The sequence below is a fragment of the Streptomyces sp. NPDC001744 genome, from assembly GCF_042892575.1.
Classification (GTDB): Bacteria; Actinomycetota; Actinomycetes; order Streptomycetales; family Streptomycetaceae; genus Streptomyces.
The window spans coordinates 1-20923 of record NZ_JBIAUG010000019.1; the positions used below are offsets into that span (position 1 = coordinate 1).

Here is a 20923-nt window from a genome sequence, read left to right on the forward strand (position 1 = left end):
CCGCCGGGCCAGATGCTCCACCCGACGCATCGGCACCATCGTCCAAGCCATCCACACCCTCCTGACCTGCAACTATTCAGGATGAAAAAGGCTCACTGAGCCTCCGCCGACTTGACGTCGCAGGCCGAAGGGCTGGTGTGATCGGTCCTCGGGGTGTGCGTGCTCGTGCTGGTCGTGGGCGGGGGCGGTGCGGAGTTCGGTGAGGATCCGCCAGTCCTCGAGAGGGGAGAGTTCAGGGACACGTTCGGCGACAGCGGGTTCGTCCCGCTCGTCCCACCAGGTCCTGGACACACATAATTACGACTTCATGCCGTTCGTGTTGATGTTCTTCTCCAGGTCTTCGCCCATTTCTCGATGCGACCATGCCGCCTTCTGGTTACCCTCATCGTGGTGGTATCGCAAGAAATCGTACAGTGCGGCAACGCATGAATCTCGCGTGGGGAACGTGGAATCGTCGACCAGTGTGCGATCCCGGGAGATCTCCCTGATGGTCCCGTCCTCGGTCGTATAAAGGGGATGCCAGATGAGCTCGACGTCGGGCCGGAATCGCTGCAGCTGTTGCAGTTGAGGAACTTCCTGCCCGATGAGGACACTTTCGGGGCTGTAGCTGCGCAGGAATATGTGGACCGGTCCGGTCGCCTGTGAGACGTAGAACTTCGACAGGAGGTTCCACAGCGGTCCTTGCAGCCGCCAGTCCTTGTGGTACTCCAACTCGTTGAGCACCTTCCCTGCCCGGGTGAATTCCATTGGCGTATAGCCTTTTGTTTCCGCGTACTTGCATACGTCGAGTCCGCCGGACCACAGCGCCATGTTGGGCGTCACGAAACCCTTGTTTTCGCGCAGCATTTTGATTCCCTGCTCGTACCATCCGTTGCTGTCGAGCAGAGGGCGCAGCTCCGCCCTGGTGAGTTTCTCCGATTTCCATCCGGCGTTGATGTTCTCTTGTTCCTTCAGGCCGCCCAGGATGAGCTGCCACAGTCCCTCCACCGTATCCTGGGAGAACCCCGCGGTCTTCATCAAACCTTGAAACAAGGCCCATTCCGGGTGTGCGGACGGATTGTCCGCATAATGTTCCTCAGGTGCGCCGCCTCCCGGAACCTTCCGCTGGACAGAGGTCGACGCCGATGCGCTTGCGGAATCACCTCGTAGAGGTCCTGAAAGTGCCTGCGTCGAGCGCTGCACCGCCGGCTGTCCGGTCTGCTGGTTGTCGCAACCCGCGTTGTGGCGATGCTGGTCCTGGGACCAGGAGTGGTCGGCCGCTCGGAGCATCTGGACGACGGCGGCGTTACCCGCGGTGCTCTGGAGAGCGAGGAGACCGGCAGCGGTGCCGCCGCCCGGCCCATGCGTTCGGGCAGGACTGGTGGGCTTCTTGCCGTCCGGTATCTGTTCTTGGCCGTTGACGTGCATCGGATCCTCTCTCGGGACGCTACGACCGGCACCACAGCCGGCGGAGGGTGGCAGCTGAGTGCGCGCCGACGTACGCGGGCGCAGCCACCGATCCTGGCAGCGGCCGGCAACGTCCCGCTAACGTCGCCCCGGATCGTCCTTGGACGCCGTTTCCCTCGGCTGAGGTTCGTACTGCCGAACGGCAGGGCGAGTGTCAGTACGGTGTGGAAGTCTCCGGGGGCATGAGTGACGACCTGGTTGTCTGGGAAGGCGACAGGCCGACGGACGACAGGACCGCCGGTCGAGTCTTCAGCAGCCTGTACGACCGCCACATCGACGGCGAGGTGGAAGGGCCTCCGTCCGAACGCATAGGGGCCTGCGTGGTCGCGGCCATGCCGACGAAGGCGAGGAAGCGTTCGGTCTCGCGTTCGTACCGCCGGTGGAGGGGGCGGCGGTACGCCGGCCAGGACACGGTTCTTCGGCCGCCCGGTGATGTCGGCCCGGTCGCTGCGAGGACTCGATTCCCTCGCGGGCGATGCGGTGGGGGACGCCCCGCTCGCGGAGCCATCGGCGCAGGTGGTCGTAGTCGTCACCCTTGTCCGCATGCGGCTTCGCCGGCCTCCGGCGCCGGGGCCTCACGACGCTCCGGGTGCCCGTACACGGGGCGATGAGCCCGGAAAAGGCACTGCCCCGGCCATTTTCCCAGACTTGTTCCGGCCTGCAGGATGACGCCTTCGGTCCCGATCGAGAATCCCGGAAAAGTCCCAGAGGCGCCGCCACGCCCCCTCGATCCTCGCGTTTACGCAGTCCGGAGGAGGTGTGGCGGCGTCCTTTCTCAAGACCTTCAGATGTCCCGGAAGATCTCGATCTGCGCCCCCACCGAGTTCAGCCGCTCCGCCAGGTCCTCGTACCCCCGGTTGATGACGTACACGTTCCGGAGGACCGACGTGCCCTCGGCCGCCATCATCGCCAGGAGGACGACCACGGCCGGGCGGAGGGCCGGCGGGCACATCATCTCGGCGGCGCGCCAGCGGGTCGGGCCCTCCACCAGGACGCGGTGGGGGTCGAGGAGCTGGAGGCGGCCGCCGAGGCGGTTGAGGTCGGTGAGGTAGATCGCGCGGTTGTCGTAGACCCAGTCGTGGATCAGGGTCTTGCCCTGCGCCGTGGCCGCGATGGCCGCGAAGAAGGGGACGTTGTCGATGTTCAGGCCGGGGAACGGCATGGGGTGGATCTTGTCGATCGGCGCCTCCAGCTTGGAGGGGCGGACCGTCAGGTCGACCAGGCGCGTACGGCCGTTGTCGGCGGAGTACTCGGCCGAGCGGTCGTGGTCGAGGCCCATCTCCTCCAGGACGGCGAGCTCGATCTCCATGAACTCGATCGGGACCCGGCGGATCGTCAGCTCCGACTCGGTCACGACGGCGGCGGCCAGCAGGCTCATCGCCTCGACCGGGTCCTCGGAGGGGGAGTAGTCGACGTCCACGTCGATCTGTGGCACGCCGTGGACGGTCAGGGTGGTGGTGCCGATGCCGTCCACCCGGACGCCGAGGGCCTCCAGGAAGAAGCAGAGGTCCTGGACCATGTAGTTGGACGAGGCGTTGCGGATGACGGTCACGCCGTTGTGCCGGGCGGCGGCGAGCAGCGCGTTCTCGGTGACCGTGTCGCCGCGTTCGGTCAGGACGATCGGGCGGCCGGGGGAGACCGAGCGCTCGACCTGGGCGTGGTAGATGCCCTCGGTGGCCGTGACCTCCAGGCCGAAGCGGCGCAGCGCGATCATGTGCGGCTCGATCGTGCGGGTGCCGAGGTCGCAGCCGCCGGCGTACGGCAGCCGGAAGCGGTCCATGCGGTGCAGCAGCGGGCCGAGGAACATGATGATCGAGCGGGTGCGGATGGCGGCCTCGGAGTCGATCGACTCCATGTCCAGCTCGGTCGGCGGCACGATCTCCAGGTCCACGCCCTCGTTGATCCAGCGGGTGCGCACGCCGATGGAGTGGAGGACCTCCAGGAGCCGGAAGACCTCCTCGATGCGGGCGACCCGGCGCAGGACCGTGCGGCCCTTGTTGAGGAGCGAGGCGCAGAGCAGCGCGACGCAGGCGTTCTTGCTCGTCTTGACGTCGATGGCACCGGAGAGGCGGCGGCGGCCGACGACCCGGAGGTGCATGGGGCCCGCGTATCCCAGGGACACGATCTCGCTGTCCAGGGCTTCGCCGATCCGGGCGATCATCTCAAGGCTGATGTTCTGGTTGCCGCGTTCGATGCGGTTGACGGCGCTCTGGCTCGTGGCCAGCGCCTCGGCGAGCTGCGTCTGGGTCCAGCCACGGTGCTGCCGGGCGTCACGGATGAGCTTGCCGATGCGTACGAGGTAGTCGTCTGCCATGGCGTCACGTTATCTCAGATATGAGATGAAGATCGAAGCGGGGGTGGGCCGTCAGGGTGAAAGGCCGTGCGCGGTCGGGTGATGCGGTTCGTAGAGGGGGAGTTCGGTCCCGCTCGGCAGCCGGACGGCCGCGAGCAGCCCCCACCCCTGGTCGCTGATGGGCCGCGAGATCTCCGCGCCCCGGTCCTCCAGGACCGTCAGGGTGCGGGTGAGGTCGTCGCACATGAAGTACATCTCCTGCCGCGGCCCGTTCTCCGTGGGGAGCACCGCGATCTCGGCGGGCGGCAGTCCGAAGACGAGCCAGCCGCGCCCGGCGTCCACGTGCCCGAAGCCGAGGACGTCCCGGAGGAAGTCGCGGTCCGCCTCCGCGTCCCGGGTGTAGAGGGTCACATGCACGCCGCTGAACATGCCCCGATCCTCGGCGCCCCGCGCGGGGACGGCCACCGGGCCGCGCCCGTACGGGGCACGGCCGCGCCCCGTACGGGTCACGGCCGCGCGTGCGGGCCCGGGGCGGAGGGCCGGGGCGTGCCCGTGTGCGCGGCGCCGCGCGGCGGAGGGGTGATCCCCGCGCTTCGCGGGCCGCGATCTGTCGCGGTGGAGGCCGAGTGGCTCCCGTCGAAGGTTGAGCGGTCCTCGGGTACCCGCTCCGGCACCCCCCCCACATCCGATCGTCTGCGCCCATTCCGGGGACGCCGTCCGCCGGGTCCGGTCAGGGGTTCCAGTAGACGGTGCTGAAGGTGCGGTCGAAGCGACGGGCCTCCAGGTCTGCGCGCTGGATTCCCCACTGCACGTCCGCGCCTTCCCGGCCACTGATGTCCGGTTTCCAGTGGGCCAGCAGAACCCAGTCCCCGACGGCGCCCGACACCGGCTCGCCGCCGCCCCACAGCCCCCGGTTCGCCTGGCGGACGGCGCGGCTCGCGATGATTTCCAGCGGGTCCGGGTCGGAGTCCTCCTGGTCCGCGTATCCGCCGATCTGCAGATGTCCTCTTCTGTCAGAGGTGTCGCACCAGACAGTGACCAGCTCGTCGGCGTGCGGAAACCCGGGAAGCGAGTGATACGGCAGGTCCGGTTCGGTCCTGGCCCTCAACTCGCCCTGCGGGTAGGAATCGACGATCTCCCGGTAGTGGTCATCGCCGGGGTGGCCGTTCCAGGTGTTCTTGTCGCGCTCCTCCACCGGTGTGCCGGCCGGGACGTGAACGGCCTGGCCGCAGTTGCCGTCGCCGTCCGTTTCGTCGAGCGACGCGAAGAGCAGCAGGCGTCCGTCGGGCGGCAGGGGGAGGTCCGTCGCGTCCTTCGGCAGCGCGGCGAAGTCGACGGACGCGAGGTACGGGTGCGCGGGGTCCGGGGTCCCTGCGGGCAGCAGCAGCGGTCCGCCGAACCTGCCCGCGACCGGCCCGTCTCCGCCGCCGGTGAGGACCGCGCAGGGCCGGGCGTGGCCGATCCACCGGTCCACCTCTTCGGCCGGCAGCGGGTCTATGTCCTCCCATGGGTACCCCTCCTCAACCGCCCGCGTACGAAAGGGGGTCAGCATTTCCCGAAGCTCGTCATCCGTCACACCGGCGACTGTAGTTTCCGCCGCCGACAACCCCGTGGCCCCCGGGGCGGCGAAGGCCGTTCACCACCGGCGGCCGGGAGGGCTTGCGTCTGCTGACCGCGCTTCCGGGTGATCCGAAGCCTGGTCCGGTAGGCGCGCACAATCTGGTTGGCGGTGGCCGGGCCGCCCGGCTCGCGAAGGCGTCCCCCGAAGGGTCCGGCGATGCTCGTCCAAGTCCCTGCGGCGGGTCCGGGCCCGGGGCGGACGGGATCGGGAACGGCGTCTGTGGTGCGCCGTCTCCCCGGGCGGCCGGCCTGGAACGATCACTCGACCTTCCGTGAGAAAACCCGGAGGTCGCCGACCTTCGGTGACGATGCTCAACCTTCGCCGCGTGAGATCGCGGGCGTCCGGACATGACCGCGCGACGGGGATGCACTAGAGTTATCTCGACATCGAGATAACTGCTTACGGCGCACCGTGGCCGCCCGATTGGTAAGGGTTACCTAACTAAGTCTTACCTCAACGGATTCACGAGGAGTCGTGGCGGCAGTATGACGGTAGTACGCGCACATTGATGAAGGAGACTGTCGTGTCGGCGAACAGCTTCGACGCCCGCAGCACGCTGCGCGTGGGCGACGAGTCGTACGAGATCTTCAAGCTGGACAAGGTCGAGGGCTCCGCGCGCCTCCCTTACAGCCTGAAGGTCCTCCTGGAGAACCTGCTCCGCACCGAGGACGGCGCGAACATCACCGCCGACCACATCCGGGCCCTCGGCGGCTGGGACTCGCAGGCTCAGCCGAGCCAGGAGATCCAGTTCACGCCGGCCCGCGTGATCATGCAGGACTTCACCGGTGTGCCCTGCGTCGTCGACCTCGCCACCATGCGCGAGGCCGTCAAGGAGCTCGGCGGCAACCCGGCGAAGGTCAACCCGCTCTCCCCGGCCGAGCTGGTCATCGACCACTCGGTCATCGCCGACAAGTTCGGCACCAAGGAGGCGTTCGGCCAGAACGTCGAGCTGGAGTACGGCCGCAACAAGGAGCGCTACCAGTTCCTGCGCTGGGGCCAGACCGCCTTCGACGACTTCAAGGTCGTCCCGCCCGGCACCGGCATCGTCCACCAGGTGAACATCGAGCACCTGGCCCGCACGGTCATGGTCCGCAACGGCCAGGCGTACCCCGACACCCTCGTCGGCACCGACTCGCACACCACCATGGTCAACGGCCTCGGCGTGCTCGGCTGGGGCGTCGGCGGCATCGAGGCCGAGGCCGCGATGCTCGGCCAGCCGGTCTCCATGCTCATCCCGCGCGTCGTCGGCTTCAAGCTGACCGGCGAGCTGCCGGCCGGCACCACCGCCACCGACCTGGTCCTCACGATCACCGAGATGCTGCGCAAGCACGGCGTCGTCGGCAAGTTCGTCGAGTTCTACGGCGAGGGCGTCGCCGCCACCTCCCTCGCGAACCGCGCCACCATCGGCAACATGTCGCCGGAGTTCGGCTCCACCGCCGCGATCTTCCCGATCGACGACGAGACGCTGAAGTACCTGCGCCTCACCGGCCGTGACGAGCAGCAGGTCGCGCTCGTCGAGGCGTACGCCAAGGAGCAGGGCCTCTGGCTCGACCCGGCCGCCGAGCCCGACTTCTCCGAGAAGCTGGAGCTCGACCTCTCCACGGTCGTCCCCTCCATCGCCGGCCCGAAGCGTCCGCAGGACCGCATCGTCCTCGCCAACGCCGCCGAGCAGTTCAAGCAGGACGTCCGCAACTACGTGGACTGCGTCGACGAGGCGGGCAAGGAGTCCTTCCCGGCCTCCGACTCCCCGGCCATCGCCAGCACCGCCCCGTCGAACCCGGTCGAGGTGACCGCCCCCGACGGCACCACCTACACGATCGACCACGGCGCCGTCACCGTCGCCGCGATCACCTCCTGCACCAACACCTCGAACCCGTACGTCATGGTCGCCGCCGCCCTCGTGGCGAAGAAGGCCGTGGAGAAGGGTCTGACCCGCAAGCCGTGGGTCAAGACCACCCTCGCCCCGGGCTCGAAGGTCGTCACCGACTACTTCGACAAGGCGGGCCTCACCCCGTACCTCGACAAGGTCGGCTTCAACCTCGTCGGCTACGGCTGCACCACCTGCATCGGCAACTCCGGCCCGCTGCCGGAGGAGGTCTCCAAGGCCGTCAACGAGCACGACCTCGCGGTCACCTCGGTCCTCTCCGGCAACCGGAACTTCGAGGGCCGCATCAACCCCGACGTCAAGATGAACTACCTGGCCTCCCCGCCGCTGGTCGTCGCGTACGCCATCGCGGGCTCCATGAAGGTGGACATCACCAAGGACGCGCTCGGCACCGACACCGAGGGCAACCCGGTCTTCCTCAAGGACATCTGGCCGTCCGAGGCCGAGGTCAACGACGTCGTCGCCAACGCCATCGGCGAGGACATGTTCAACAAGTCCTACCAGGACGTCTTCGCGGGCGACGCCCAGTGGCAGGCGCTGTCGATCCCGACCGGCAACACCTTCGAGTGGGACCCCGAGTCCACCTACGTCCGCAAGCCCCCGTACTTCGAGGGCATGACGATGGAGACCACCCCGGTCACCGACATCACGGGCGCCCGCGTGCTCGCGAAGCTCGGCGACTCGGTCACCACCGACCACATCTCCCCGGCCGGTGCCATCAAGGCCGACACCCCGGCCGGCCAGTACCTCACCGAGCACGGTGTGGAGCGTCGTGACTTCAACTCCTACGGCTCGCGCCGGGGCAACCACGAGGTCATGATCCGCGGCACCTTCGCCAACATCCGCCTGCGCAACCAGATCGCGCCGGGCACCGAGGGCGGCTACACCCGCGACTTCACCCGGGACGGCGGACCGGTGTCGTTCATCTACGACGCCTCCCGCAACTACATCGAGCAGGGCATCCCGCTCACGATCCTCGCGGGCAAGGAGTACGGCTCCGGCTCGTCCCGCGACTGGGCCGCCAAGGGCACCGCGCTCCTGGGCGTCAAGGTCGTCATCGCCGAGTCGTACGAGCGCATCCACCGCTCGAACCTCATCGGCATGGGCGTCCTGCCGCTCCAGTTCCCGGAGGGCCGGTCCGCCGAGAGCCTCGGCCTGACCGGCGAGGAGACCTTCTCCTTCACCGGCGTCGAGGAGCTGAACAACGGCACCACGCCGCGCACGGTCAAGGTCACCACCGACACCGGTGTCGAGTTCGACGCGGTCGTCCGCATCGACACGCCCGGCGAGGCGGACTACTACCGCAACGGCGGCATCATGCAGTACGTGCTGCGCAACCTGATCCGCGGCTGACGCCCGGAACCCGGCGGTACGAAGCGGGCCCCGCTCCTCGGAGGAGGAGCGGGGCCCTTTCGTGACCGCGGACGGCCGGAAGGATCAGAACAGGAAGCGGTAGGTGTTCCAGCCGCCGTTGCCGATCAGGGCACGCGTCTTGAAGGGCACGGTCGCGTTGCCGGTGCCGGAGTAGCGGTAGAGCTTGCCGTCCTTGTCGCGCGCGACCAGGTCGTTGAGGCCGTCCCAGTCGAGGTCGCCCACGCCCAGGACGGTGTTGTAGACGCCCCAGCTGCTGCCGATCTTGGTGCGGCCGTTGAACGGCTTCCGGTAGTCGCCCGTGCCCTTGTGCAGCCACAGGTCACCGCGGCTGTCGATGCCGAGGATGTCGGTCTTGCCGTCACCGCTCAGGTCGCCGACGCCGGCGATCTGGCTGTAGGCGTTCCAGCCGCCGCCGATGCTGTAGCGGGTGGCGAGCTTGCCGTTGCCGTAGCCGAGGTACGCCCACATGGTGCCGGACGCGTCGCGGGCGAGGATGTCCGCCGCCGCGGCGCCGCCGATCTGGCCGGGCGAGATCACCTTGTTGTACATGTTCCAGCCGCCGCCGATGCGGACGAGCTCGTTCGAGGTCGACTCGCCCGCGCCGTACGCGAGGGTGCCGTCGGTGCCCCAGGCCCAGAGGTCGTCGGCGATGCCGTCGCCGTCGTTGTCGGCCTGCTGGGCGGCCTTGACGTTGCTCCAGGTGCTGTTGCCGTACTGGCGGGTCTCGTAGCCGCCGGAGCCGTTGGGCTCGTACCAGTAGAGGGACGAGCCGGAGACGGCCTGCAGCGCGCGCAGTTCGCCTTCGGCGGACGCCGCCGCGGCGTTCGCGGCGGAGGCGGTCGGGGCGGTGACGGCCGGCTTCGCCGACTTGACCGGGAGGGTCGTCTGCGGCGCGTCGGCCGCGACCGCGGCCGTGGTGGTGCCGACGAGAGCGGCGGTTATCGCCGCGACCGTGATGCGGGACAGCGCGCCCGCACGGTTCAGGCCAGAAAAGTTGGCCACGTAGTACTCCAGATCCGAGTGGAAAAAGACGGTCTCCGCCGCGCGTCCGTCACGAGGAGGAGCGGGCGGAACCCCTATGATCTCGTATCTTCCTCACGAGATCTTCACCGGTCCACAGGTTTGTGACACAGCTGTTTCCATCCCGGTCATATATCCCGTTCGTCCTTTTGGCCGCTCGGGCGGTCGTCCCGTTATGTCCGGACGTGGTGCGTCCCGGCGCCGCCGGTTTCGCGTATGGCCTCCAGTACGGGTGGAAGTGGTGCGGTGTCAAGAGTGTCCGCCGACGAGTGGTTGGACGAAACGCCGCAGATCCGGCCTGGTCATCCCGCAGGTCTCAACTCGGGAAAGATGGCTGCCGAAACCTGCTTTCGATCTTGCTCAGGTGAAGGGAAGTGGACTATACCTGTCGCGTCCAGCCCGTCGTATTCACCAACGACGGCCCGACGCGTGCACGACCCGGCTGCAAATGACCGCGGTGGCGGGGCCCTTCGCCTGAGGCGAGTGAGAACGGGCGACCGGTACACCGCCTGAGTCCTGAATGAAGGCGAGGACTTGAGCATGGGATCCACCTCCGCACAGACCAATGAGGGCCTTGGCCGTCGCGATCTGATCAAGCGTTCCGTCGCTGTCGGTCTGATCTCCGTACCGACCATGGGGTTCCTCTCCGCCTGTGCGAGCAGTGACGGCGGCGGCAACGGAAAGGTCGAGAAGGGGACGAAGTCCGACAAGAACCCCCTCGGCGTGAACGACTCGGCCCCGCTCGACTTCGTCCTCTTCGACGGCGGTTTCGGGCAGCAGTACGCCAAGGACGCGATCAAGGTCTACGAGACCAACTACCCCAAGGCGAAGGTCAAGTTCACCCCGACCCAGAAGATCACCACCACCCTGCAGCCGCGCTTCAACGGCGGCACCCCGCCGGACCTCATCGACAACTCCGGCGCCGAGCAGATGGACATGGGCGTCCTCGTCGGCCAGAAGCAGCTCGCGGACCTCACCCCGCTCCTCGACGCGCCCTCCGTCGACGACCCGAAGAAGAAGGTCCGCGACACCCTGCGGCCCGGCATCGTCGAGATGGGCCGGTTCGACGGCGAGCAGGTGTGGATCCTGTACTACGCCTACACGGTCTACGGCGTCTGGTACTCGCAGAAGCTGCTCGACTCGCTCGACGCCAAGTACCCGGAGACCTGGGACGAGATGCTGGCCGTCTGCGAGAAGGCCAAGAAGAAGGGCATCGCCGGCTGGACGTACGCGGGCAAGCACCCGTACTACGTGCCCTTCTCGCTCTACCCGATGATCGGCAAGGTCGGCGGCCGCGAGGTCCTGGACGCCATCGACAACCTGGAGCCGAAGGCGTGGGAGCACCCCGCCGTCAAGGCGTGCTTCGAGGCGTACTACGAGCTGGTCCGGAAGGGCTACATCCTCAAGGGCACCCCCGGCCTCGACCACATCCAGTCGCAGACCGCCTGGACCGAGGGCAAGGCGCTGTTCATCCCGAACGGCTCCTGGGTCGAGAACGAGGCCGCCAAGACCATGCCGGCCGACTTCAACCTGGCCGTCTCCGCCCCGACCGGCCTCGACGCCTCCGACAAGATGCCCTTCGGCACCATCTGGGCGTCCGGCGGCGAGCCCTTCGTCGTCCCGGCCAAGGCGAAGAACGCCGAGGGCGGCATGGAGCAGCTGCGCATCATGCTCAGCGAGGCGTCCTCCAAGAACTTCACCCAGTCGGTGAAGTCCCTGTCGGCCTTCAACGGCGGCACCGAGGGCATCGAGCTGACCCCGGGCCTGAAGTCCGGTGTCGTCGCTCTGGAGAAGGCGGGCCAGAACGTCGTCAACCCGCGCCTCCAGGACTGGTACGTCGCCCTCCAGAAGGAGAAGATCGGCGTCGCCGGCATCGGCGAGATGATGGCCGGGCGCGCCACCCCCGCCGAGACGATCAAGAAGATCCAGAAGTTCGCCGACGAGGCGGCCAAGGACTCGAGCATCAAGCACTACAAGCACCAGTGACCACTGCCGGGGCCCCTTCCCGCCGACCGGGAGCGGGCCCCGGGCCCTTCGCGTGCCACAGCAGCGGCGCGCTTCCGCGGGAAGATCGGGGTCGGTAGGAAATGCAACACGGCAAGTACCGTTTCATCGTGGGGTTCCTGGCGGCCCCCCTCGCGCTCTACGCGCTGTTCGTCGTCTGGCCGTTCATCCAGTCCATCTATTACTCCTTCACGGACTGGACCGGGCTGAGCCCCGAATTCGGAATGATCGGGTTCGGAAACTACAGCAGGATGCTGGACGACGAGGTCTTCTGGAAATCGCTCCAGCACAGCCTGACCTTCGCGGTGGTACTGCCGCTGGTGACGGTCGGTCTCGCGCTGTTCTTCGCGTTCATGCTCAATGTCGGCGGTCGGCGCCGCAAGGGCGCGGCCATCGCGGGTGTGCGCGGTTCCTCCTTCTACAAGATCGTCTATTTCTTCCCGCAGGTGCTGTCGATCGCGATCGTCGCGCTGCTCTTCCAGTTCGCGTACAACCCGAACAGCGGAGCCATCAACTCCTTCCTGAAGGGCATCGGGCTCGGCGGCGTCCAGCCGGACTGGCTCGGCGACCCGGACCTCGCCCTCATCTGCGTGATGGTCGTCCTCGTCTGGTCCACCGTCGGATTCTTCGTCGTCCTCTTCTCGGCCGGCATGGCGTCCATCCCGAGGGACTTCTACGAGGCGGCGCTGCTCGACGGCGCGAACCGCTTCACCACCTTCTTCAGGATCACCCTGCCGCTGCTCTGGGACACCGTGCAGTCCGGGTGGATCTACATGGGCATCCTGGCGCTCGGCGCGGAGTCCTTCGCCGTCGTCCAGATCATGACGGTCGGCCCCAGCGGCGGCGGTCCCGACTACTCGACCATCGTCCTTCCGTTGTACGTGTACCAGAAGGCGTTCCGGGACGGTCAGGCCGCCTACGCCACGACCATCGGCGTCGCCCTCCTCGTCGTCACGCTGGCCTTCGCGGCCGTCGTGATGAAGCTGGGCCGGCGCGAGCGGCTGGAGTTCTGATGAAGACGACCGACACTGCCACCACCGGCCCCGACCGGGCCCCCGGCCCCCCGGCGGGCTCCGGGACCACCGTCACCAAGACCACCGCCAGTGGTCCCCGGGCGAAGTCCCGGGGCGAGGGCGGGGTGCTCAACGTCTTCTCGCACGGCGTCCTGATCATCTGGGCGATCATGGTCGTCATGCCGCTGCTCTGGGCGGTCATGACCTCCTTCAAGACCGACAAGGCGATCTTCACCTCGCCCTGGTCGCTGCCCGACGGGCTGCACTTCGAGAACTGGTCGCGCGCCTGGACCGAGGCGCACATGAGCGACTACTTCCTGAACACCCTGCTGGTGGTCGGCGGTTCGCTCATCGGCACGCTCCTCCTCGGCTCGATGGCGGCCTACGTCCTGGCCCGCTTCGATTTCCCGGGCAACCGCTTCATCTACTTCCTCTTCATCGGAGGAATGAGCTTCCCGATCATCCTGGCGCTCGTGCCGCTGTTCTACGTGATGCAGAACATGGCCCTGCTCAACACGCTGCACGGCCTCATCCTCGTCTACATCGCGTACTCGCTGCCCTTCACCGTCTTCTTCCTCACCGCCTTCTTCCGCACCCTGCCCACCTCGGTGGCGGAGGCGGCGTTCGTGGACGGCGCCTCGCACACCCGCACCTTCTTCCAGGTGATGCTGCCGATGGCCCGGCCGGGCCTCATCAGCGTCGGCATCTTCAACTTCCTCGGGCAGTGGAACCAGTACCTGCTGCCCACCGTGCTCAACACGGAGCCGGAACAGAAGGTGCTCTCGCAGGGCCTGGTGCAGCTCGCGGTCAGCCAGGGCTACAAGGGCGACTGGTCCGGCCTCTTCGCCGGTCTGGTGATGGCGATGCTCCCGGTCCTCGCCGCCTACATCATCTTCCAGCGACAGGTGGTGGCCGGTCTGACCGCCGGCGCCGTGAAGTGACCCGGGGGCCGTCGCGGCCCCGACAGCGCCTTCCGAGGGGCCCCCGGCACGCCGCCGGGGGCCCCTCCCGTCGTGCGGCGCGCGGGGAAACCGGCCGGCAGGACGGCGCGAACCGCACCTCCGAGACTCAAGGTCTTGACGGGGGGCGAGCCGAAAGCGTCCCCTTAGAGTTCACATGTTGGAGAAAACGGTGGGAGTGAGTGAGTCGATGGAGACTCCGGGGTCGCAGACTTCTCTGCACAGGGCCAATCTCGAACGGGTCGTCCGGGCGGTGCGCATGGCCGGCTCGCTCACCCAGGCGGAGATCGCCCGGGCGACGGGCCTCTCCGCCGCCACGGTCTCCAACATCGTGCGGGAGCTGAAGGACGGCGGCACCGTCGAGGTCACGCCCACCTCCGCGGGGGGCCGCCGGGCCCGCAGCGTCTCGCTCTCCGGTGACGCCGGCATCGTGATAGGGGTCGACTTCGGCCACACCCACCTCCGGGTCGCCGTCGGCAACCTGGCCCACCAGGTGCTCGCCGAGGAGGCCGAGCCGCTCGACGTCGACGCCTCCGCCGCCGAGGGCTTCGACCGGGCGGAGCAGCTGGTCAAACGGCTCATCGGGGCCACCGGGATCGGCACGGACAAGGTGATCGGCGTCGGCCTCGGCGTGCCGGGCCCCATCGACGTCTCCTCCGGGACCCTCGGCTCGACCTCGATCCTGCCGGGGTGGAGCGGCATCAACCCCGCCGAGGAGCTCTCCGGCCGTCTCGGCGTGCCCGTGCACGTCGACAACGACGCCAACCTCGGCGCCCTCGGCGAGCTGGTCTGGGGCGGCGGGCGGGGCGTCAAGGACCTGGCGTACATCAAGGTGGCCAGCGGCGTCGGCGCGGGCCTTGTGATAGACGGCCGGGTCTACCGGGGACCGGGCGGCACCGCCGGCGAGATCGGGCACATCACCCTGGACGAGTCGGGGCCGGTCTGCCGCTGCGGCAACCGCGGCTGCCTGGAGACCTTCACTGCCGCCCGCTACGTCCTGCCGCTGCTCCGGCCGAGCCACGGGCCCGACCTGACGATGGAGCGGGTCGTCCGGCTCGCCCGGGAGGGAGACCCCGGCTGCCGCCGGGTGATCGCGGACGTCGGGCGGCACATCGGCAGCGGCATCGCCAACCTCTGCAACCTCCTCAACCCCAGCAGGGTGGTGCTCGGCGGCGACCTCGCCGAGGCGGGCGAGCTGGTCCTCGCGCCCATCAGGGACTCCGTCTCGCGCTACGCGATCCCCAGCGCGGCCCGCCAGCTCTCGCTGGCCCAGGGCGCGCTCGGAGGGCGTGCCGAGGTGCTCGGCGCACTCGCCCTCGTCCTGAGCGAGATGGGCGATTCGACCCTGTTGGAGAGCACGCTGCCCGCGACGGCCCCGGCCTCCCGTCTTGCCTTCACTTAGATAACGGACACCACCGTTGTCATCTCGTTAAGAATTTACTTCTTGACGTCAACGTTGCGGCCGAGTTGACTTCGTGCAACCTCGGCCGCAACGTCGCGGCCTCGTCAGGGAGGCAACCCCACATGAACGCAGTGACGCGTCGCGCCGTCATAGCCACGGCCGCGGTCTCGATGGCCCTCTCGCTCGCCGCCTGCGGGCAGGCCGGTGGCGGCGACAGCGGAGACAAGGGCAGCACGACCAAGATCGGCCTGCTCCTTCCCGAGAACAAGACCTCGCGCTACGAGGCCCTGGACAAGCCCCAGTTCGAGAAGGCCGTCAAGGCGGCGTGCGACGACTGCGAGGTCGTCTACAACAACGCGGTCTCCGACGTCGTCAAGCAGAAGCAGCAGTTCGACCAGTTCATCGCCGACGGCATCAAGGTCATCGCCCTGGACCCGGTGGACGCCGCCAAGGCCGAGGGGTGGGTCAAGGACGCGAAGGCCAAGGGCGTCAAGGTCGTCGCGTACGACCGCGCGATCCCGGGCGCCGACGCCTACGTCAGCCACGACAACAACAAGGTCGGCGAGCTCCAGGGCCAGGCCCTCCTCACCGCGCTCGGCGCGAAGGCCGCCACCGCCAACGTCGTGATGATCAACGGCGACGAGAAGGACCCGAACGCCGCCCTGTTCAAGAAGGGCGCGCACACCGCCCTCGACGGCAAGGTCGGCAAGATCGCCTACGAGGCGTCCGGCGAGTGGGACCCGAAGATCGCGGGCGAGAAGATGTCCGCCGCGATCTCCTCGGTCGGCAAGGACAAGATCGGCGCCGTCTACTCCGCCAACGACGGCATGGCCGGCGGCATCATCACCTCCCTGGAGAACGCCGGCGTCAAGGGCGTCCCGGTCGGCGGCCAGGACGCCGAGGTCGCGGGCGTCCAGCGCATCATCGCCGGCTCGCAGACCTTCACCATCTACAAGTCGCCGCTCCAGCTCGCGCCCGAGGCCGCCAAGTTCGCGGTGAACCTGCTCAAGGGCAAGGACCTCGGCGCCCAGGGCGCGACCGACGGCGTGCCGTCCACGCTCTTCCCGCCGGTCGTGGTGGACAAGTCCAACATCCAGTCCACGGTCGTCAAGGACGGCATCTACAAGGCCGCCGACCTCTGCACCGCGGACCTCGCCGCGAAGTGCGCCGAGCTGGGCGTCAAGTAGGCCCCGGCACGCATCCGCCGGGCCCGGGGGCCCGGCGTCACGGACTCCGGACCCGGCCGCCCCTCCCGCACGGGGGCGCCGGACCGCCCGCCGGCCGCGTACAGAGGGTGAAGCCCGCGTACGACCGGCCGGCGCGCCCGTCCGCGTCCGTCCCCTTCCGGCCCGCCCGGTCCCCGGCCGACCCAGACCCCGCTGTCGGCCCGGGACCGGACGGGCTCACCCCCCCTCCCGATACTTTGGCGCTGCACCGGCGGCGCGACATGCCGCCGCCCGCGGGCGGCGAAGGAGTTGGTTCACGTGTCCCAGACGCCCGTGCTGGCGTTGCGCGGGATCTTCAAGCGGTTCGGAGCGGTTCAGGTCCTCTCCGGTGTCGATCTCGAAGTCCACGCAGGTGAGGTCGTCGCGCTCGTCGGCGACAACGGAGCGGGAAAGTCCACGCTGGTCAAGACGATCGCCGGGGTGCACCCCATCGACGAGGGCGTCATCGAGTGGGAGGGCCGTCAGGTCGAGATCTCCCGCCCGCAGGACTCCCAGAGCCTCGGCGTCGCGACCGTCTACCAGGACCTCGCGCTCTGCGACAACCTCGACGTCGTCGCCAACCTGTTCCTCGGCCGCGAGATCAAGAAGGGCGGCGTCCTCGACGAGGTCGCCATGGAGAAGCGCGCGAAGGACCTCCTCTCCACCCTCTCCATCCGCATCCCCAGCGTCCGCATCCCCGTCGCCGCCCTCTCCGGCGGTCAGCGGCAGGTGGTCGCCATCGCCCGCGCCCTGGTCGGCGACCCCAAGATCGTGATCCTCGACGAGCCGACCGCCGCCCTCGGCGTCGAGCAGACCGCCCAGGTCCTCGACCTGGTCGAGCGGCTGCGCGAGCAGGGCCTCGGCGTCATCCTCATCAGCCACAACATGGCCGACGTGAAGGCCGTCGCGGACACCGTGGCCGTCCTGCGCCTGGGCCGCAACAACGGCACCTTCCCGGTCGCCACCACCACCCACGAAGAGATCATCGCCGCGATCACCGGTGCCACGGACAACGCCGTGACCCGTCGCCAGGCCCGCAACGCGGAGGTAGCGAAGTGAGCACGTCCCCGCAGCCCGCGAGCGGCCCGGCCGCGGTGCCCGACCCCCGCGCCCCCGAGGGCGACGCGCCGGTCACCGAGACCCCGGCCGCCGCCGCGGTCCCCGCCGTCGACCCGCGCCTCCTCGTCCGCGAGCAGGGCTTCAAGGGGTACGTCGACGAGTTCCGGCGCAAGATCCGCTCCGGCGAGATCGGCTCGCTGCCCGTCGTCGTCGGCCTCATCGTCATCGGCGTCGTCTTCCAGGCCCTCACCGGCAACTTCATCACCCCGTACAACCTCGACCAGATCACGCTGTACGCGGTCGGCCCCGGCATCATGGCCGTCGGCATCGTCTTCGTCCTGCTGCTCGGCGAGATCGACCTCGCCGTCGGCTCCGTGGCCGGTCTCGCCGGCTCCGTCTGGGGCGTCCTCGGCACCGACATGCCCGACGGGCTCGCCATCCTCCTCGGCATCCTGTCCGGCACCCTGATCGGCGCCTTCCACGGCATCGTGTTCGCCAAGATCGGCGTGCCCGCCTTCGTCGTCACCCTCGCCGGCTTCCTCGGCTGGGCCGGCCTCCAGACCTGGGTGATGGGGGAGCGCTCCACCATCTCCACCCCGATCGGCAGCTTCGTCGGCGACCTCACCAAGTACTACTTCTCCGACGTCGCCGCCGCCTACGGCCTCGCCGCCGTCGTGATCGCCGCCTTCTACCTGGCCCAGTTCCGCGACGCGCGCCGCCGCGGGGCCGCCGGCCTCCCGCACCGCCCGCAGAGCGAGATCGCCCTGCGCACCGCCGTCCTCGCGGTCCTGGTCCTCGTCGCCGCGTACGGCTTCAACCAGCAGCAGGGCCTGCCGCTCTCCCTGGTGATCTTCCTGGTCATCCTGCTCGTCACCGACTTCGTGCTCCGCCGCACCACCTACGGCCGCCAGGTCTTCGCCGTCGGCGGCGGCATCGAGGCGGCCCGCCGGGCCGGCATCAACGTGGCGTGGATCCGCGTCTCGGTCTTCATGGTCTCCGGCACCCTGGGCGCCGTCGGCGGCCTCTTCCTCGCCTCCGCGACCGGCGGCGCGGACCGCTCCCTCGGCGGCGGCAACCAGCTCATGATGTGCATCGCCGCCGCGGTCATCGGCGGCACGTCCCTGTTCGGCGGACGCGGCAAGGTCTGGTCGGCGCTCCTGGGCATCCTGGTCATCCAGTCGATCGTCCAGGGCCTCAACCAGCTGAACCTGTCCTCCAACGCGATCCAGTACATGATCACCGGCGCGGTCCTGCTCATCGCCGTGATCATCGACTCGGTCTCCCGCCGCACGCAGAAGACGGCGGGACGGGCCTGACGCCCGGAAGCCACGCGCGCGTAACGCTCGCCACACCGCCCGGCGCCGTGAAACCGGCGCCGGGCGGTGCGGCGTCCGGAGCAGTACGCGGTGTCCCGCCCCGAGCGGGTACGGACGGCCGGGTTCCGGCCCGGGGAACGACGCTCCGCCGCCCGGCCGGATGCCCGCGATCCGGGACGGAACATTAGACTCGACGAATCGGCAAGCTCGACCAGCTCAAACGCAAGGAGGAACGGGTGGCTCTGCTGACCCGTATCAGGGGACCGCGAGACCTGGACCGGCTCTCCCCGGAGCAGCTGGACCAGCTGGCCGACGAGATCCGGACGTTCCTCGTGGACGCCGTCTCCAAGACCGGCGGCCACCTCGGGCCCAACCTCGGCGTGGTCGAGCTGACCATCGCCCTGCACCGGGTGTTCGACTCCCCGAAGGACAAGGTCCTCTGGGACACCGGCCACCAGAGCTACGTCCACAAGCTCCTCACCGGGCGTCAGGACTTCTCGAAGCTCAAGATGAAGGGCGGCCTCTCCGGCTATCCCTCGCAGGCCGAGTCCGAGCACGACGTCATCGAGAACTCGCACGCCTCCACGGTCCTCGGCTGGGCCGACGGCCTGGCCAAGGCGAACGAGGTCCTGAAGAAGGACGACCACGTCGTGGCCGTCATCGGCGACGGCGCCCTCACCGGCGGCATGGCCTGGGAGGCGCTGAACAACATCGCCGCCGCCAAGGACCGCCCGCTGGTCATCGTCGTCAACGACAACGAGCGCTCCTACGCCCCGACCATCGGCGGCCTCGCCAACCACCTGGCGACCCTGCGCACCACCGACGGCTACGAGCGCTTCCTCGCCCGTGGCAAGGACATCCTGGAGCGCACCCCGGTCGTCGGGAAGCCGCTCTACGAGACGCTGCACGGCGCGAAGAAGGGCCTCAAGGACTTCATCGCCCCCCAGGGCATGTTCGAGGACCTCGGCCTCAAGTACGTCGGTCCCATCGACGGCCACGACATCGAGGCCCTGGAGTCCGCCCTGACGCGCGCCAAGCGCTTCGGCGGCCCCGTCATCGTCCACTGCCTCACCGAGAAGGGCCGCGGCTACCAGCCCGCCCTCCAGGACGAGGCCGACCGCTTCCACGCCGTCGGGAAGATCCACCCCGACACCGGTCTCCCGATCGCCACCTCCGGCGCCGACTGGACCGGCGTCTTCGCCGACGAGATGGTCGCCCTCGGCAAGGAGCGCGAGGACGTCGTCGCCATCACCGCGGCCATGCTCCAGCCCGTCGGCCTCGACAAGTTCGCCAAGGCGTTCCCCGAACGGGTCTTCGACGTCGGCATCGCCGAGCAGCACGCCGCGGTCTCCGCGGCCGGCCTCGCCACCGGCGGCCTCCACCCGGTCTTCGCGGTCTACGCCACCTTCCTCAACCGCGCCTTCGACCAGGTCCTGATGGACGTGGCCCTGCACAAGTGCGGCGTCACCTTCGTCCTCGACCGGGCCGGCGTCACCGGCACCGACGGCGCCTCCCACAACGGCATGTGGGACATGTCGATCCTCCAGGTCGTGCCCGGCCTGCGGCTCGCCGCCCCGCGCGACGCCGACCAGGTCCGCGCCCAGCTCCGCGAGGCCGTCGAGGTCACCGACGCCCCGACCGTGGTCCGCTTCTCCAAGGGCGCGGTCGGCCCGGCCGTCCCCGCGCTGCGCCGCGTCGGCGGCATGGACGTCCTCCGCGAGCCCGGCACCGACCGGCCCGACGTGCTCCTGGTCTCCGTGGGCGCCCTCGCGCCCATGTGCCTGGAGATCGCCGGCCTCCTCGACCGGCAGGGCATCTCCACCACCGTGATCGACCCCCGCTGGGTCAAGCCCGTCGACGAGGCCCTCGCCCCGCTCGCCGAGCGCCACCGGGTCGTCGTCACCGTCGAGGACAACAGCCGCGTCGGCGGCGTCGGCTCGGCCGTGGCCCAGGCGCTCCGCGACGCCGGGGTGGACGTGCCGCTGCGCGACTTCGGCATCCCGCCCCGCTTCCTCGACCACGCCTCGCGCGGCGAGATCCTGGCGGAGATCGGCCTGACCGCCCCGGACATCGCCCGGCAGGTCACCGGCCTCGTCTCGCGGTTCGACGGCCGCTACGACGACAGCGCCAAGACCGCGGAGCCCGTCCGCGACTGACGCCCCGGCACGCTCCGGAGACCGTCCTTTGGGCCGGTCGGTTCACCCTCCCGGGTGCCGACCGGCCCGTTCGCGTGCATTCTGGCTCTGTTCGGGGAGACGTATCCCAGCCCCCGGCCCGCAGGGGCGCCGAGACCGACGTCGGGCAGAGCGCGGAGGTACCACGGTGA

General features: G+C 69.0%; 14 protein-coding genes and 1 pseudogene. 10 read left to right on the forward strand and 5 right to left on the reverse strand.

The features are described 5' to 3' along the window. Positions 1-85 (forward strand): annotated as a pseudogene (locus ACFYZY_RS21845) (IS5/IS1182 family transposase); the annotation flags it as partial. A gap of 212 nt (positions 86-297) precedes the next feature. Here ACFYZY_RS21845 and ACFYZY_RS21850 read toward each other — a convergent pair. The 4 genes from ACFYZY_RS21850 to ACFYZY_RS21865 form a co-directional block, all read right to left on the reverse strand. After that, positions 298-1407, reverse strand: coding sequence for a hypothetical protein (locus ACFYZY_RS21850; RefSeq protein WP_388696628.1), 1110 nt, complete (start codon positions 1405-1407; stop codon positions 298-300). Positions 1408-2230: 823 nt separating this feature from the next. Beyond that, complete coding sequence (locus tag ACFYZY_RS21855; protein WP_388696631.1) at positions 2231-3760, reverse strand: helix-turn-helix domain-containing protein; 1530 nt, start codon at positions 3758-3760, stop codon at positions 2231-2233. A 51-nt stretch (positions 3761-3811) separates the two neighbouring features. After that, positions 3812-4168: a VOC family protein gene (locus tag ACFYZY_RS21860; protein WP_388696633.1), complete on the reverse strand. Its 357-nt coding sequence runs from the start codon at positions 4166-4168 to the stop codon at positions 3812-3814. A 301-nt stretch (positions 4169-4469) separates the two neighbouring features. Further along, complete coding sequence (locus ACFYZY_RS21865) at positions 4470-5291, reverse strand: DUF1963 domain-containing protein (RefSeq protein ID WP_388696635.1); 822 nt, start codon at positions 5289-5291, stop codon at positions 4470-4472. A 592-nt stretch (positions 5292-5883) separates the two neighbouring features. On the opposite strand from ACFYZY_RS21865, the gene acnA reads away from it, so the two are divergent. Then, positions 5884-8598: an aconitate hydratase AcnA gene (gene acnA, locus ACFYZY_RS21870; protein WP_388696637.1), complete on the forward strand. Its 2715-nt coding sequence runs from the start codon at positions 5884-5886 to the stop codon at positions 8596-8598. A gap of 84 nt (positions 8599-8682) precedes the next feature. On the opposite strand, the gene ACFYZY_RS21875 is transcribed toward acnA, so the two are convergent. Further along, the gene (locus tag ACFYZY_RS21875; RefSeq protein ID WP_388696639.1) at positions 8683-9621 is read right to left on the reverse strand and encodes an FG-GAP repeat domain-containing protein; all 939 of its coding nucleotides are present in this window, start codon (positions 9619-9621) and stop codon (positions 8683-8685) included. A 558-nt stretch (positions 9622-10179) separates the two neighbouring features. Between ACFYZY_RS21875 and ngcE the strand changes: the two genes are divergently transcribed. The 8 genes from ngcE (at position 10180) to dxs (ending at position 20753) form a co-directional block, all read left to right on the forward strand. Further along, positions 10180-11625, forward strand: a complete 1446-nt coding sequence (ngcE, locus tag ACFYZY_RS21880) for an N-acetylglucosamine/diacetylchitobiose ABC transporter substrate-binding protein (RefSeq protein ID WP_388696640.1) — start codon at positions 10180-10182, stop codon at positions 11623-11625. A 101-nt stretch (positions 11626-11726) separates the two neighbouring features. Beyond that, on the forward strand, positions 11727-12656 hold the full coding sequence (locus ACFYZY_RS21885; protein ID WP_388696643.1) for a carbohydrate ABC transporter permease: 930 nt from the start codon (positions 11727-11729) through the stop codon (positions 12654-12656). After that, positions 12656-13597: a carbohydrate ABC transporter permease gene (locus tag ACFYZY_RS21890; RefSeq protein ID WP_388696645.1), complete on the forward strand. Its 942-nt coding sequence runs from the start codon at positions 12656-12658 to the stop codon at positions 13595-13597. Before ACFYZY_RS21885 ends, ACFYZY_RS21890 begins: the two co-directional genes overlap by 1 nt. Before the next feature lie 208 nt (positions 13598-13805). Next, the gene (locus ACFYZY_RS21895) at positions 13806-15017 is read left to right on the forward strand and encodes an ROK family protein (RefSeq protein ID WP_388696960.1); all 1212 of its coding nucleotides are present in this window, start codon (positions 13806-13808) and stop codon (positions 15015-15017) included. A 122-nt stretch (positions 15018-15139) separates the two neighbouring features. Next, positions 15140-16204, forward strand: a complete 1065-nt coding sequence (locus tag ACFYZY_RS21900; protein WP_388696647.1) for a sugar ABC transporter substrate-binding protein — start codon at positions 15140-15142, stop codon at positions 16202-16204. A gap of 297 nt (positions 16205-16501) precedes the next feature. Then, the gene (locus tag ACFYZY_RS21905) at positions 16502-17281 is read left to right on the forward strand and encodes an ATP-binding cassette domain-containing protein (RefSeq protein WP_388696649.1); all 780 of its coding nucleotides are present in this window, start codon (positions 16502-16504) and stop codon (positions 17279-17281) included. Beyond that, complete coding sequence (locus tag ACFYZY_RS21910) at positions 17278-18597, forward strand: sugar ABC transporter permease (RefSeq protein WP_388696652.1); 1320 nt, start codon at positions 17278-17280, stop codon at positions 18595-18597. Before ACFYZY_RS21905 ends, ACFYZY_RS21910 begins: the two co-directional genes overlap by 4 nt. 236 nt (positions 18598-18833) lie before the next feature. Next, positions 18834-20753, forward strand: a complete 1920-nt coding sequence (gene dxs, locus ACFYZY_RS21915) for a 1-deoxy-D-xylulose-5-phosphate synthase (RefSeq protein ID WP_388696654.1) — start codon at positions 18834-18836, stop codon at positions 20751-20753. Positions 20754-20923 lie beyond the last annotated feature (170 nt).